Annotated in this window: 14 protein-coding genes; 4 read left to right on the top strand and 10 right to left on the bottom strand. The window is 65.4% G+C overall.

Going from position 1 to position 14,037, the window contains the following annotated elements:
- Window positions 1-2: 2 nt before the first annotated feature.
- Entirely contained in the window at window positions 3-1,052 is a 1,050-nt protein-coding gene (locus CH281_RS04850) for an ATP-dependent DNA ligase (RefSeq protein ID WP_094693236.1), read from the bottom strand.
- Window positions 1,053-1,156: 104 nt separating this feature from the next.
- Here CH281_RS04850 and lppU point away from each other — a divergent pair, with 104 nt between their 5' ends.
- Together lppU and CH281_RS04860 are read left to right on the top strand one after the other, a co-directional pair.
- Complete coding sequence (gene lppU / locus CH281_RS04855; RefSeq protein ID WP_027495259.1) at window positions 1,157-1,762, top strand: LppU family putative lipoprotein; 606 nt, start codon at window positions 1,157-1,159, stop codon at window positions 1,760-1,762.
- A 98-nt stretch (window positions 1,763-1,860) separates the two neighbouring features.
- A complete protein-coding gene (locus tag CH281_RS04860; RefSeq protein WP_231578237.1) occupies window positions 1,861-3,213 on the top strand; it encodes an MFS transporter in 1,353 nt (450 codons plus the stop codon).
- 4 nt (window positions 3,214-3,217) lie between these two features.
- On the opposite strand, the gene CH281_RS04865 is transcribed toward CH281_RS04860, so the two are convergent.
- The 6 genes from CH281_RS04865 to CH281_RS04890 form a co-directional block, all read right to left on the bottom strand.
- Window positions 3,218-4,096: a universal stress protein gene (locus CH281_RS04865; RefSeq protein ID WP_179274117.1), complete on the bottom strand. Its 879-nt coding sequence runs from the start codon at window positions 4,094-4,096 to the stop codon at window positions 3,218-3,220.
- A 96-nt stretch (window positions 4,097-4,192) separates the two neighbouring features.
- Window positions 4,193-4,558, bottom strand: coding sequence for a hypothetical protein (locus CH281_RS04870; protein ID WP_032392482.1), 366 nt, complete (start codon window positions 4,556-4,558; stop codon window positions 4,193-4,195).
- Between the two features lie 47 nt (window positions 4,559-4,605).
- Window positions 4,606-4,878, bottom strand: a complete 273-nt coding sequence (locus CH281_RS04875) for a hypothetical protein (protein ID WP_143544760.1) — start codon at window positions 4,876-4,878, stop codon at window positions 4,606-4,608.
- A 105-nt stretch (window positions 4,879-4,983) separates the two neighbouring features.
- On the bottom strand, window positions 4,984-5,451 hold the full coding sequence (locus tag CH281_RS04880) for a pyridoxamine 5'-phosphate oxidase family protein (protein ID WP_032392484.1): 468 nt from the start codon (window positions 5,449-5,451) through the stop codon (window positions 4,984-4,986).
- Window positions 5,448-6,329, bottom strand: coding sequence for a universal stress protein (locus tag CH281_RS04885; RefSeq protein WP_032392485.1), 882 nt, complete (start codon window positions 6,327-6,329; stop codon window positions 5,448-5,450). The genes CH281_RS04880 and CH281_RS04885 overlap by 4 nt, the downstream gene beginning before the upstream one ends.
- The gene (locus CH281_RS04890) at window positions 6,326-7,327 is read right to left on the bottom strand and encodes an Acg family FMN-binding oxidoreductase (RefSeq protein ID WP_094693194.1); all 1,002 of its coding nucleotides are present in this window, start codon (window positions 7,325-7,327) and stop codon (window positions 6,326-6,328) included. Before CH281_RS04890 ends, CH281_RS04885 begins: the two co-directional genes overlap by 4 nt.
- A gap of 220 nt (window positions 7,328-7,547) precedes the next feature.
- On the opposite strand from CH281_RS04890, the gene ilvD reads away from it, so the two are divergent.
- A complete protein-coding gene (ilvD, locus tag CH281_RS04895; protein WP_027495252.1) occupies window positions 7,548-9,260 on the top strand; it encodes a dihydroxy-acid dehydratase in 1,713 nt (570 codons plus the stop codon).
- Between the two features lie 139 nt (window positions 9,261-9,399).
- On the opposite strand, the gene CH281_RS04900 is transcribed toward ilvD, so the two are convergent.
- Entirely contained in the window at window positions 9,400-11,373 is a 1,974-nt protein-coding gene (locus CH281_RS04900) for an MFS transporter (RefSeq protein ID WP_027495251.1), read from the bottom strand.
- 183 nt (window positions 11,374-11,556) lie between these two features.
- Between CH281_RS04900 and CH281_RS04905 the strand changes: the two genes are divergently transcribed.
- Window positions 11,557-12,177, top strand: coding sequence for a TetR/AcrR family transcriptional regulator (locus tag CH281_RS04905; protein WP_179274118.1), 621 nt, complete (start codon window positions 11,557-11,559; stop codon window positions 12,175-12,177).
- Window positions 12,178-12,241: 64 nt separating this feature from the next.
- Here CH281_RS04905 and CH281_RS04910 read toward each other — a convergent pair whose 3' ends face one another.
- Together CH281_RS04910 and CH281_RS04915 are read right to left on the bottom strand one after the other, a co-directional pair.
- A complete protein-coding gene (locus CH281_RS04910) occupies window positions 12,242-12,898 on the bottom strand; it encodes a hypothetical protein (protein ID WP_027495249.1) in 657 nt (218 codons plus the stop codon).
- Between the two features lie 66 nt (window positions 12,899-12,964).
- The gene (locus tag CH281_RS04915) at window positions 12,965-13,750 is read right to left on the bottom strand and encodes a DUF6319 family protein (RefSeq protein ID WP_032369564.1); all 786 of its coding nucleotides are present in this window, start codon (window positions 13,748-13,750) and stop codon (window positions 12,965-12,967) included.
- Between the last annotated feature and the right edge of the window lie 287 nt (window positions 13,751-14,037).

Below are 14,037 nucleotides of genomic sequence, written 5' to 3' on the forward strand. Positions count from 1 at the left end.
GTCTATCGCCCTCCAGCAATCACATCGGCGACGTCGTAGCGCACCGGCACTTCGAGCTGGTCGTAGGCGCACGAGCGGGGGTCGCGATCCGGGCGCCAGCGCAGGAACCTGGCCACGTGCCGCAGCCGCGCGCCTTCCATCTGGTCGTAGGCCACTTCGATGACCCGCTCGATGCGCACCGGAATCCAATTGCGATCGTTGGACGAATTCCAACGGGTCGCCTCGCCGTCGTAGGTGACGTCGTCACCGAGCCGGAGCGGTTCGAGTTCTTCGAGCAACTCCAGCCGCCGCTTGTCGGTGAACGCCGACGCTCCGCCGATCATGCGCAGATCCTCGCCGTCGTACAGGCCGAGCAGCAGTGATCCGATGCCGTTGCCGGACTTGTGAATTCGATAGCCGATCAACACGCAGTCGGCGGTACGGGCATGCTTGATCTTGATCATCTCGCGCTTGTTGGGCAGGTACGGCCCGTCGAGCTTCTTCGCTACGACGCCGTCGAGGCCTGCTCCCTCGAACCGCTCGAACCAATCCTCGGCCACGGCCGCGTCGTCGGTGGCCGAGGTCACGAAGCAACCCGGCCCGCCCGTGCCCACCGCGTCGAGCAATCGCGCCCGCCGCGTCGAGAACGGCTCATCCGTCAGATCCTCGTCGCCGACGGCCAACAGATCGAAGCCGATGAACTGCGCCGGTGTCTTCTCCGCCAGCATCGTCACTCGGCTCGCCGCGGGATGGATGCGCTCGGACAACGACTCCCAGTCCAGGCGCGTGGAACCGTTCTTCTCGCGCGGCACCACGATCTCTCCGTCGATCACGATCTTCTCGGGTAGTTCGGCCTTGACGGCCTCGACGAGCTCTGGAAAGTACCGAGCCAGGTCCTTGCCGCCGCGCGATCCCAGCACCACCTCGTCGCCGTCGCGGAACACGATGGCGCGAAAACCGTCCCATTTGGGCTCGTACGACCACACCGGCGGCCCGTCCTCGGGCTGAGGAGGCACCACTTTCGCGGCTTTGGCGAGCATCGGCGCAACCGGAACGGCGAGAGGAAGATCCACGCACTTCATCCTGCCTCATGCGGCCGACAACCGAGTCCGATATTTTCTACACACATACGGTCGATGCACCCAGCACGCTTCTTTCGTCGAGAGCAGGACTCACCATGGCGTCACCCACTCGTTCGGTCCGCGCTTTCGTCGCCGCTCTGTCCGCCTGCGCGGCGGTGCTACTGAGCGGATGCGCCTCGGAGGTATCCGGGACCGCCGTCGCCATCTCCGGTGCCAGCATTCCCACCACCACCACGACGCCGCCACGCACCACCACCGGTTCCCCGACCCCCGACATCGACGAGGGCGGCAGCGTCGACATCGACGTCGAGATCGGCCAATGCGTCGAACTCGGTGGGACGGTCGAGAACGCCACCGTCGCCAATGCGACCTGCGGATCCCCACAGTCCAACTACGTCGTGTTCGCCAAGACTCCGACCTCGGCCGAATGCCCGCCCGACGCCGATCAGTACTACTACGAGACGTACTTCGACATCGAGCAAGGGGCCCTGTGCCTCGACATCGACTGGATCGTCGGTGGCTGCATGGACTTGGTGGGCGAGTTCGCGCAACGCGTCGACTGCGCCACCCCGGGTGCCGACACCCGCCGGGTGGTGACCATCCTGCAGGGCACCACGTCGGTCGACGACTGCCCCGACCCCGCGCTGTACGGATTCGAGAAGGACTCCCGCAACTTCGTCGTCTGCGTCGAGAAGTTGTGACCGAGCAGCCTGCGGAGCGGCCCGATGTAGCCATTTCCCTGTCGAGTGCGCGGGGCCGATGGATCGTCGCTGCCACCGTGCTCGGGTCGTCTCTGGCGATGCTCGACGCCACCGTGGTCAACATCGCGCTCCCGGCGATCGGTCGGGATCTGGGATCGGGTGTCACCGGACTGCAGTGGACGCTCAGCGGTTACACGTTGGCGCTGGCGTCGCTGATCCTGCTCGGCGGCTCGCTCGGTGACCGGCTCGGACGCAGGCGGGTGTTCGTCTGGGGCACCGTCTGGTTCACGGCGGCATCGGTCCTGTGCGGTCTTGCCCCCAGCATCGAGGTGTTGATCGCCGCGCGGCTGCTCCAAGGCATCGGCGCGGCATTGCTGACCCCGGGTTCGCTCGCGCTGATCTCGGCGTCCATCAGATCCGACGATCGCGGAGCCGCGATCGGGCTGTGGTCGGGGTTGGGCGGAGTGGCGTCGGCGATCGGTCCACTGCTCGGCGGCTGGCTCGTCGACGCCGTCGGCTGGCGCGCGGTGTTCTTGATCAATGTTCCGCTGGCCGTGGTGGTCGTGTGGGTGGCGATGAAACATGTTCCGGAGAGCCGTGATCCGCACGCTGCCGGTCGCCTCGACGTCCCCGGCGCGGTGACGGTCGCCGCTGCCCTCGGGCTGCTGACGTACGGCCTGATCGAGTCCCACGTTCTTGCGCTCGCGTTGGGGATCGTCGCGGTCGGAATGTTCGTGGTGATCGAGCGCCGCACCCACGATCCGCTGGTACCGCCGTCACTGTTCGCCTCGCGCGTGTTCCTGGCAGCCAATCTCGTGACCTTCGCCGTGTACGCCGCCCTCGGCGGGGTGTTCTTCCTCCTGGTGTTGCAGCTGCAGTTCGCAGTCGGGTTCTCCCCTGTCGCAGCCGGATTGGCCACCATTCCGATCACCGTGCTGATGCTCGTACTGTCGGCCCGCGCGGGCCGGCTCGCGGGGCGCATCGGCCCGCGCATTCCGATGACGGTCGGGCCGCTGCTGTCGGCGGCGGGGCTGCTGCTGATGCTGCGCATCGGGCCCGGATCCACCTATGTCGCCGATGTTCTCCCCGCCGTCGTCGTGTTCGGCCTCGGCCTGTCCGCTCTGGTGGCCCCGTTGACCGGAGCCGTCCTGAGCGCGGCACCGGACGACCGCGCCGGAATCGCATCGGGCGTCAACAATGCTGTCGCCAGAACCAGTCAACTGCTCGCCGTTGCCGCGCTGCCCGCATTGGCAGGCATTGCCGGGTCCGATTACTCTGCGCCACAGGTGTTCTCGGCCGGATTCCACTCGGCGATGCTGATGTGCGCCGGGCTCTTAATACTCGGTGCCGTCATCGCGGCGGCGCTGATCAAGAGCACTGGCGACACCTCCGACTGCCCACCGCACTGCGATCTGGGTGCCCCACCGGTCGACAGACGCAGCGTCGACTGACTGCTCACCGCACGATCAACACCGAGCATTCGGCATGGTGCACGAGGTTCTGACTGACCGACCCCAGGATCGCACCGCGGAGGGCACCTCTAGCTCGGCACCCGACCACGAGCATCGATGCCGACGCAGACAGCGCTCGCAAGCCTCGCGTCGGGCTCGATTGGGCACTGACCGTCGTGAGCTGCACAGCCGGATACTTCTCGTGCATCTTCTCCACATGTGTTTCCAGCCAACGCTTCTCGTCTTCCTGCACCGCCTGCCAGTCGATGTAGCCGGCGCTCATGCCTATGCCGGCCTGAGCCGCGAACCCCCAGTAGTTGACTGCGATCACGGGTGCGCCCAGGTTGTCGGCCATCTCGAGCGCGGCACCCAGCGCTCGATCGGACTGTTCGCTGCCGTCGATCCCGACCACGATCGGGCGGCCCACGTCGGCCTTGTCGTTTTCGTTGCGGAGCAACAACACCGGACACTGCGCGTGCGTCATGACGCGCAGCGTGTTGCTACCGAGGGTGAGGTCGCGGATCGCGCTCGACTTCCTGGATCCCAGCACCACCATGTCTGCTCCCACGTCGGCCACGTACGACGCTATGGTGCCGTCCACACTGACGGTGTCCACGGATACCCCGGGTGCGGCGGCGTGTACCTCTCCCTCTGCTCGGACGAGGTGTTTGCGGCCCATGGCGCGAAGATCCCTCTCCAGCGCGCCACCGTCGACGAATGCTGCGGAGCCGTACCAATCCCCCACGGGGACTGCATGAACGAGACGTACGGTCGCGTGGACCTTGTCCGCGTAGGTGCCGGCCCATCGGGCTGCAGCCTCGGCCTCGGCCGATCCGTCGATACCCACGACGATGGGAAGTGTGCGGGCGGTGGAATTACTCATGTGATCTTCCTGTCTCGATGTCGACGGCCACGGCACAGTCGCCATGACGTGATGATGTGCAGTGCAGTCGAATTGGCAGTCCGTGTTCGCGTCCGGTCAGTGGCCGAAGAGCGCGGACACATCGTCGAGGTCGATGTCGGTTCGGCAACCGCTCGGCTCCAATTCGACGTAGAAACTCTCGTAGCCGCGCGGGTCTGCACCTCGCTCACCCGTGCTGCGCCGCTCGAACACTCGTGCGTCCGGCCACCGTTCGAGCACGGCTGTTCTGAGGATGTGTCCGTCGGGCGAGACCCCGCTGAGCGGCCCATACTCGGCGATCACCACCGAATGGACGACACCGTCGATCGATGCAGTGGTCACCGGAAACACCATCGGTATCGATTGCGTCGGAATCTCGACGACTAAGGAGTCGGAATCGACCCGCATCGAGCCCGTCACCTGCGGCCTTTCACTGTCGGTCATCCTCGTCGTTCCTGCTCTCGCGGGCTCACGTCCGCCGGAAGTCGGCGTCACATCGACCCCGCCACAGAATCGGAACCCGAAGGCGCATCCGATCTTTGCGCGGCGTGCTGCCCTGCACGAAGGCTCACTGCGGCCATCACGAACATCGCTGCTGCCGCACCTCCGCAGACCGCAGCCCAGCCGGTCACACCGGACGCGAGCAACGTCAGGAAAAGGCCTACCGCGGCGACGGCACACACCAGTAGCACTTCGGCGAGTACATTTTCGGCCTCGGCCAACACGGCCTGCCCGTCGTGTCCTTCGTGTACTTGCTGCTTCATCTCGAACTCCTCGAAGTCGACGAATCGGTAGAACCGACATTGCCGAATTCTCGATGCCGACGGCAGGGTCGAAAGTCCCGATCCTGCCGCCATGAGGCCCGGCCTTCACCCTCGTGAATTCGTCTCGCCCGCAGTCGGTCCACGCATCAGCTCGACCCCCGACACCGATGTCGGGGTCACTTCGACGAGTCGGTGCATCGGTGGGCCGTCCGAATGCGGCCGGGGCAGTAGCTGTTCGAGGACTTCGAGTCGAGCATCCACGACCGCACGGGCGATTCCGTGAATCACGACAGTCGATACGGTCAGGTGAGCGTCGTCCTCGGCGTCCACTTCCAGGACGACCGAGGAATCGAGCGCACTCCACCCCAACCGCGACCGCCCCTCGGCGTAGAAATACACCCGACTACCGCTCCATACGATGGAGACCGGGTCGATGGTGGGCCCGAAGTGGTCGTGGCCGATCAGCCGTGCGACGGTCGCCCGTCGCGCAAGCCGATGAGCCTTGTTGGAGTCCAGAACTCGTCGTCGATCCTCACTTCCGCGCACACGATTCGGTACGGTGCGGTTGGTCATCGGTCTCTGCAGATCATCACCGGGCAGTGGGCGTGGCGGGTGAGGTTGCTACTGGTCGATCCGAACAGTGCTCGGGCAACCACTCCTCGCCCGTGACTGCCGACCACCACGAGGCCGGCTCGCTTGGACAGATCGACGAGTAGATGCGCTGGATTACCCTGCCGCACTACATGTTCGACACTGACATCCGGATATTTCTCGGCCCACCCGGCCAGACATTCGGAGAGCAGCATCTGCTGCTCACGCTCGATCTCGATGCTGTCATGCGGCCCCGGCGGGGAGAGCGCCGCACCGTGGGACCACGAGTTCCAGGCGAGCGCGGCGATCATCGATACACCGAACAACGAGGCCAGATCGAAGGCCTGCTCGACGGCCGCCTCACTCGTTGCACTGCCGTCGATACCGACGAGGACCGGCGCGTCGAAGCCGGCGTCGCCCTCCCGCCACACGATCACCGGGCACAGGGCCGCGTTCGAGGTCTCCTGCGCCGTACTGCCGAACAATGCGGACACGATCGGACCGGAACCCGAATTGCCGACGACGAGCATCCGCGCGGTGGAGGAGAGTTCGACCATCATCGTGCATGCCGTCGCCTCCTCCACCGAGGTGGAGACGGCAAGGTCCGGATGACGGGCCAGCACTGCGGCAGCGACGTCGGTCACCATGTGTTCGGACGCTCGGCGCTGCTCGTCCCACACCTCCTTCGGCACGACCGCTGCGGGCTCGCCCATGTAGATCACAGGCTGCTGTACTGCAGTGGCGATGAGCAGGGGAGAGTCCACCCTTTCTGCCAGTGTCGCCGCCCAGAGCGCAGCGCCGATACTGCCGGCCGAACCATCCACCCCCACCACGATTTTCTGATGTGCTGCGAGAATCACGATCGTCTCCTGTTCGTTGCGCGTGCGGGAGCAGACAGCACCGAGGCCACCGCATGTCGTGGCGTTCGAGGCGCCGGGGCGCCGATCATCGGTGTACCGACTCGAATCAGCACCTGTGCCATGCCGATGTGCGGTGCCAACGACTGGACGAGTCGCCTGCTGCCGGCCTGCTCGGTCATGTGAGTCAACGGGCACGTCGCCAAGCCGTCCGCGGTCGCTGCCAGCAGAAACGTCGACATGGCACGGCCACAGTTCAGCCAATCCAGTCGTTCGTCCGACGGTGTGCCGAGCAGCACCACCGAGGATTCGTCTTCGACCGTCTCCCGCGGAACCACCGTGCCGACGCGGTGCGGTTCGGGGAATGCTCGCCCCACCTGGACCCTCGACGAGTCCGCGCGGGTCGTCAGCGCCTCGGGCGGAATTCCTCCGGAGCGGAACGAATGCCCGGCCCACCATCTGATCTCGGCCTGGTACGTCGCGTCGTACTTCCGGATGCCCGCGCTCAGCGTCGAGGCCCTCGCCAACGTCTGTTTCGACTCTGCCGACAACACGGTCATCTCGGTGCCGTAGTGCTGCCGACCGAGATATCGCGTCAGAACGCGATCGGTCGGCACCGGTCCGAACGCCCGCCGATCCGAGTGCCTACGGTTGATCGCACTCAACATGTCGAACTCACGCGACCGAGGATGCGCGTCGTGCACGAGGCGGATACGCGCAAGATGATCCGGCGTGCCCGGGGCGGGCAACAGGTCGATCTCGGTCTTCCACCGAAACGCCGCGGCAGCCTTCTCGAGATGGTCCAACGCGGCCCCGCAGCTCATCACCATCTGCCGTTCGGTCGGGTCGATCACCCCCAGCACGCGGGAGGTGTCGGTGTACAGATCGAGTCCGTGTTCGGAGTAGGTCCACCTCCACGGCTGGCTGTTGTGCACCGACGGCGCGCGGCACGCGAGCTCCACCAGCATTTCCACCACGGCCGTATCCGGCTGATCGCTCATCGTCTCTCCTCGACCTCCCACCGCGATGCGGTGGATCCGCCCCCACTGTCGCCCCGAGGTCGCGGTGCTCGACAGGGCCGTTCGTCACTCGATGGAGGGCATTCCGGTGCATGCCGAAAGAGCGCAGCGCCACAGGTTTAGTGTTGACGGTGAATGCGACTCGGGGCGGAACCTGAGGACGCGACCGAGGAGCCACCATCGCCGACCGTTCAGGAGTGTCATGACGACCCCGCACAATCCACCCGAAGTCGACGTCAAGCCACGTAGCCGGGACGTCACCGACGGGCTGGAGAAGACTGCCGCCCGCGGCATGCTCCGCGCCGTCGGGATGGGCGACGACGACTGGGTCAAGTCCCAGATCGGCGTCGCGTCGTCGTGGAACGAGATCACTCCCTGCAACCTCTCGCTCGAACGACTGGCGAAGGAAGTCAAGAAGGGCGTCCACGCGGCCGGCGGGTATCCGTTGGAATTCGGCACCATCTCGGTGTCCGACGGCATCTCGATGGGCCACGAGGGCATGCACTTCTCGTTGGTCTCGCGTGAGGTCATCGCCGACAGCGTCGAAACCGTCATCAGCGCCGAACGTCTCGACGGCTCCGTGCTGCTCGCCGGCTGCGACAAGTCGCTGCCCGGAATGTTGATGGCTGCCGCGCGTCTCGACCTCGCCAGCGTCTTCCTCTACGCCGGATCCACCCTGCCCGGATTCGCCACCCTGTCCGACGGCAGCGAGCACCAGGTGACGATCATCGACGCCTTCGAGGCCGTCGGTGCCTGCTCGCGTGGACTGATGTCGCGCGCCGACGTCGACACCATCGAACGCGCCATCTGCCCCGGCGAAGGCGCCTGCGGCGGCATGTACACCGCGAACACCATGGCCAGCGCCGCCGAGGCCATGGGAATGTCGTTGCCCGGCAGCGCTTCTCCGCCGGCACCGGATCGTCGCCGGGACGGCTTCGCACACGCCAGCGGCGAGGCCGTCGTCGAATTGCTGCGACGCGGCATCCGCACCAGCGACATCCTCACCAAGGAAGCCTTCGAGAACGCGATCGCCGTCGTCATGGCTTTCGGTGGATCAACCAACGCCGTGCTGCACCTGTTGGCCATCGCGCACGAAGCTCAGGTCGAACTGACCCTCGCCGACTTCACCCGCGTCGGAGCGAAAGTTCCACACCTCGCCGACGTCAAGCCCTTCGGCAAGCACGTCATGACCGACGTCGACGCCATCGGCGGTGTCCCCGTGGTCATGAAGGCCCTGCTCGACGCGGGCCTCATGCACGGCGACTGCATGACCGTCACCGGAAAGACCGTGGCGGAGAACCTCGCTCACATCGCTCCCCCGGACCCCGACGGCAAAGTGCTGCGCGCACTGGACAAGCCGATCCACCCGACCGGCGGCATCACCATTCTCGAAGGATCACTCGCCCCGGGCGGAGCCGTCGTCAAGTCCGCCGGTTTCGATTCCGACGTATTCGTCGGTACCGCACGAGTTTTCGAGCGTGAACGCGCGGCCATGGATGCTCTCGAAGACGGCACCATCGCGGCAGGCGACGTCGTCGTCATCCGCTACGAGGGACCCAAGGGCGGACCCGGAATGCGCGAAATGCTCGCGATCACCGGAGCCATCAAGGGCGCGGGCCTGGGCAAGGACGTCCTGCTGCTCACCGACGGCCGATTCTCCGGCGGAACCACCGGCCTCTGCGTCGGACACGTGGCACCCGAGGCAGTCGACGGCGGACCCATCGCCTTCGTCCGCGACGGCGACCAGATCCGACTCGACGTCGGCAAGGGCACCCTCGACGTTCTCGTCGACGCAGCCGAAATGCAAGCACGCCAGGAGGGTTGGGCACCGCTTCCTCCGCGCTACACCCGCGGAGTGCTCGCCAAATACTCGAAACTGGTCGGTTCGGCATCGAACGGTGCGGTGCTGATCTAGCCACCCGCCCTAGCCCTAGCCCCCGGCCCTAGCCCCCCCGGTTGGGATCAATGTGGGTTTCAGTCAGTTGGACTGCAACAAAGGCGCATTGATCCCAACCCGGCGGCAGTGCAGTGGTCCATTCACGCGTTCGGGAGGTCTACAACGGCATCGCCCAGATAGGGCTCGAGCGTTCGTTCATCTCGGTGCACGTCGCGTGTTGTCGGCTGGCTCGTTGGTAGAACGTCTGCAACGGTTCGGTCGGCTCCACGTCCGGCGGTGTCGGTGTGACGGGCAGTTCGCCGAGTTCGAGCGCCAACTGATAGATGCTGGGGCGTTCGAGTTCGGCGTCGACCAGTGCCCGCGCGGCAGCGTTGTGCGGCTTCGCTGTTCGCGGTACACGCGGCGTACTCGGTTCGGGCTTGGCTGCCGACGGCCGTTCGAGTAGCTGCTCGAGCTCGGCGACCTCACGGACAGCCGCTGCGCGCGTGGCCGGCGGCGCAACGAAGGGCACGATCGGCTCGAACGCGATCATGTCCGACGACGACGCGAGCGCCTTGTTCTTGGCCGGGATGAGGAACGCCACGATCACGGTTCCGGTTCCGAACACCACGGCCGCAACGACACTGGTGTGCACAACGGCGCTGCCGAAGGCGGAGATGGCATTCGCTTCGAGATTGTCTGCGAAGCCGCTCAGAAATGCATTCTGCTCGCGAATGATGTCGGAGACGATCACCGCACCGGCCAGCGAATCCTGCGATGCTGCAAGCCCTTCTGCGGCCTGACCGGTGTACTGGCCGTTGGGTTGCTTTCCGGGGAAGGTCTGCAGAAACCCCTCGATTCCCTGTCGATACGACGCCGCCAGAACCGAACCCAATACTGCGATGCCGAGAGACCCGCCCAGTTCGAGTGCAGTGTCGTTCAGTCCGCCGCCGACACCGAGCTTGTCGTCCGGGAACTCACCCATGATGGCGTCGGTGCAGGGCGAGACGGACAGCCCGATGGCGAGTCCGAGCAGCGTCAGTACGGGTAGGAAGTCGACATACGTTGCCGTCGAATCGATTCCGACGAGGGATACGACCGACAGCGTGCCCACGATCATCCCTGCGGTGACGGTGACACGCGGCCCCATCTTGGGGGTCAGCCACATCGTGATTCCGGACCCGACGAACACTGCGCCGGCCAGCGGCAGCAGATGCACTCCGGTGGAGACCGGGCCGTACCCGAGAGCGAACTGGAGGTACTGCGCCACGAGGTAGATCGCCCCGAACGTCACCAGGAAGAACACCAGTACCGCAAGGGTGGCACCCCCGAGAACACGCGAGGAGAACATCCGCACGTCCAGCAACGGATTGGGGTGTCGTAGTTCCCAGCCCACGAAACCCAGCACCGACAGCAGTCCGACGAGGCCGAAGTACAGCGGCCCGACGGTCCAGCCGAAGTGCATGCCCTCGATGATGGAGTAGACGATGGTCGAGACGGCCAGAACCGACAGCAACCCGCCGATCCAATCGATCGCACCGGCATCGACGGCTCGCGACGGCGGGACGAGTACGACGGCTCCGGCTATGGCGGCCAGCGCAATCGGGACGTTGATCAGAAATGTCGAACTCCACGTGAAGCTCTCGAGAAGCCACCCGGCCAGCAACGGCCCGGCGGCGATGGCGAGGCCGGACGTGGCCGCCCACACGGTGACGGCTGTGGCCCGCTCACGCTTGGGGAACGTGGCCACCAGCAGAGACAACGTCGCAGGCATGACGATCGCAGCCGCGACACCCATGACGATTCGAGCCAGGATCACGCCGAGCGTGGCATCGGTCAGCGCCCCCGCCACCGACCCCGCCACGAAGATGATCAGTCCGATGATCAGCGCGCCGCGTCGGCTGTACCGGTCGCCGATCACTCCGCACAACAGCATCAACGACGCGTACGGGACGGTGTATCCGTCGATCACCCATTGAAGATCACTGCTGGTCAAGCCCAGATCCATCGTCATCGACGGCGCGGCGACGAGCAGGGACGTGTTTGCCATGACCACGATCAGCAGGCTCAGGCACAACACCACCAAGGCCGACCATCGTCGGGCATAGGGTTTGTGCATTTCTTGGACAGGTGTCATCGCAAGCAGTGTCATGTGTTCCCCCCGTTGGCAAAGTGCGACACACCTTGCACAGTGCTGTGCAGCTTAAGAAATTCGCGCTAGGATCGGCAATCTTTTGTGGCGGCAACCACACTGCGTCGACGCGATCGTGCTAGAAGTGGACGTGTGCCGAAGACGACGGAGTCGAGACCGAGCGCACGGACAGACCGATCGCCCGTGCAGCGAAGTGACGCCCGCTCGAACAGAGCGCGAATTCTCGATGTCGCGCAGGGGGTACTGGCGAACAATCCGGACGCGACCATCAACGACGTCGCATCCGCGGCCGGGGTGGTCCGACGAACGGTGTACTCGCACTTCGCCTCTCGCGAAGCCCTGATCGACGGCATCGCACTCGAAGCCGCAGAACGCATCTCGGTCGCGCTCGAACGTGATCCGGCCGTCGACGAATCCGCCGTCACCGTGTTCGTGCGACAGACGCTGGCACTGGCACGCGTCGGAGATCAGTACCGGCTCCTACTTGCGGTCGCGCGTACCGACCTGGGACACAACGGTCTTCACGACCTGCTGGGACCGATGCGGGAGTCGGCTGCGGCTGTCATTCGACGTGGACAGCGCGAGGGTGTGTTCTCCACCTATCTGCCGGCCGAGGTGCTGATCCTCAACATCGAAGCCATCGCGCTGTCGATCCTCGAGGCCACCAATGCCGGGCTGCTCACCGACCCCACAGGTGCGGCCACCACGTCGAGTCTGGTCCTGCTCGGAATCGCACCGGACGAAGCCGAACGCATCGTGATCGGTGTCCGCGCCGCGAACGCGCCAGCCGAAGCCCACCCCTGAAACGACGAATGCCCCGCCTGCGCAATGTGATTGCGCCGACGGGACATCGGTCTACGAGTGCGGGTCAGGGAGCGGGGACGAATCCTGCGCCGAGTCCGTTGCCCTGATCGACGTTGCGAAGGATCGCGTCGAAGTTGGTGCCGACCTCGGGGCCGAAGCACGCGACGCCCAGGTAAGCGTTGACCATTCCGACGAGGGTGTTGCCGACGACGACCGGGCTACCCGAGTCACCCTCGACGACGCACAGCTGCGCCCAGGTCTCCTGCGACTGCAGAACGTCTCCGTACGCGAGACCGCAGGTGTTGCCGGTCGTGCGGCCTTCCTTGCAGACGATGTTCGGGAACGCCGTCGGCGGGCCGACCTGAGAGATGGTCACGTTGCCCACGCGGCTGATCGGGGCAACCTTGTCACGCTGAAATTCGATGAGGGCGTAGTCGTACTCCGGGTTGGAGAATGCGATGCGGCCCACCTCACCGAGGGAGGTATCGTACTCCGGGACGATGGAGGCACCCGCTTGGCCACAGTGACCGGCGGTGAAGCCCACGAGATTTCCGTTGCGGTCGTTGCCGATCGTCGTCAGCGTGCACTCCGCCTGGCCTCCGACGATGATTCCGGACCCACCGCCGAGAGCTGCAGGAGCGGCCGCGGATGCGGTCCCCACGCCGACGCTGGCTACGATTGCAGCCGCCCCCACGACGACGAGCATGAATTTCTTGAACATGTACTCCCTCTCAGCGGTGTCGGCAGAACCCTAGCAACAGAACGTGTCGTAACACGAGCTAGTCGCTCATACGTCCTGCTCGAGGGCCGCAAGAGTCGTCCGAGCTTCGTCGAGTTGACGACTCAGTTCGGCCACGCGGCGTGCCGCCTCTTCACGTGCATGGGAGATCACAGCCTCGACGGCATCGCGTGCAGTGACATCGCCCAATTCACGAACGGCCCGACCGACCGCTTCCGGACTCACCGGCTGCGCCTTGGTCGGCCTCTTCGCGCCCTGCGTGACGGTGACCGACCAATCGTTGTCGGCACCGGAATGAATGGTCACGCTCACTCCGCCCGGCGCCTTCTTCGGACGACGTGGGGCCGAGCCGGTCGACGCAGACCCCGCACCGGCGGGCTTGGCGGCAACGTCGGTCGCCGGTACCGACTTCGGAGCAGCGCTCGATGTCGACGCCGTGACCGATGTAGAAGCCGTGGCCGATGTAGAAGAAGGGCTCGTTTTCGAGACAGCGACCGGCTCGGAGGCAGCGACCGGCTTCGATACCGGCGCAGTCGATGCCGTCTTCTTCGCGGGGATGCGCTTGGCAGGCGCGGGTGGGGTCGCCGGGTTGCGGGTGATGCGCAGTTCCTCGGCCTCGTAGGGCAGTTCGTCGTTGACGCCCTTCGGGCTGATGGTGACGGTGTTGCCGTCGATGGACACCACCTTGGCCGACGTACCGTCGGGCAGGCCGAGGCTCGGATTCGGCTCGCGGAGATACACGGTGGCGCGACGCCCCTCGGCGAGCGCTGCTGCGAGCGTCGTCAGGTTCTCGGGAGTCAGCGAATCGTTCACGGCGCGCCCACGGGGTGGCATCGACTACCGGCCTTTCTCGAAAGTGTTTGCGAATACTGTCGCACAGATTCACGTGCGCAGGCAGCACGGTATCGAGTATCGGTCGCGAGGATGACGTCGATCCCAAGTATGTGTGACCCCGAGTAACCGTAACCAGAAGTAACAGTTACTACGATTAACACTAAAGAGGCTTGGCCAGAGAAGGCCGATGGCACGACTCTAACGGACAGGCCGTCCGAGCGCCCGTCGAGTGCCGTCGACCACCTCGCCGAACCGCCCTCGCGCCGGGATTCTCCCGCGTAGCCTGA

Origin of the sequence: Rhodococcus sp. 06-221-2 (assembly GCF_002258365.1) — a bacterium.
In the GTDB taxonomy this organism is placed as follows: Bacteria; Actinomycetota; Actinomycetes; order Mycobacteriales; family Mycobacteriaceae; genus Rhodococcoides; species Rhodococcoides fascians.

Excerpts from the sequence above, each read along its gene's own strand:
- lppU (WP_027495259.1), top strand. The coding sequence starts at position 1,157 with ATGGCGTCACCCACTCGTTCGGTCCGCGCTTTCGTCGCCGCTCTGTCC.
- CH281_RS04860 (WP_231578237.1), top strand. The coding sequence starts at position 1,861 with ATGCTCGACGCCACCGTGGTCAACATCGCGCTCCCGGCGATCGGTCGG.
- CH281_RS04865 (WP_179274117.1), bottom strand. The coding sequence starts at position 4,096 with ATGAGTAATTCCACCGCCCGCACACTTCCCATCGTCGTGGGTATCGAC.
- CH281_RS04870 (WP_032392482.1), bottom strand. The coding sequence starts at position 4,558 with ATGACCGACAGTGAAAGGCCGCAGGTGACGGGCTCGATGCGGGTCGAT.
- CH281_RS04875 (WP_143544760.1), bottom strand. The coding sequence starts at position 4,878 with ATGAAGCAGCAAGTACACGAAGGACACGACGGGCAGGCCGTGTTGGCC.
- CH281_RS04880 (WP_032392484.1), bottom strand. The coding sequence starts at position 5,451 with ATGACCAACCGCACCGTACCGAATCGTGTGCGCGGAAGTGAGGATCGA.
- CH281_RS04890 (WP_094693194.1), bottom strand. The coding sequence starts at position 7,327 with ATGAGCGATCAGCCGGATACGGCCGTGGTGGAAATGCTGGTGGAGCTC.
- ilvD (WP_027495252.1), top strand. The coding sequence starts at position 7,548 with ATGACGACCCCGCACAATCCACCCGAAGTCGACGTCAAGCCACGTAGC.
- CH281_RS04900 (WP_027495251.1), bottom strand. The coding sequence starts at position 11,373 with ATGACACTGCTTGCGATGACACCTGTCCAAGAAATGCACAAACCCTAT.
- CH281_RS04910 (WP_027495249.1), bottom strand. The coding sequence starts at position 12,898 with ATGTTCAAGAAATTCATGCTCGTCGTCGTGGGGGCGGCTGCAATCGTA.
- CH281_RS04915 (WP_032369564.1), bottom strand. The coding sequence starts at position 13,750 with ATGCCACCCCGTGGGCGCGCCGTGAACGATTCGCTGACTCCCGAGAAC.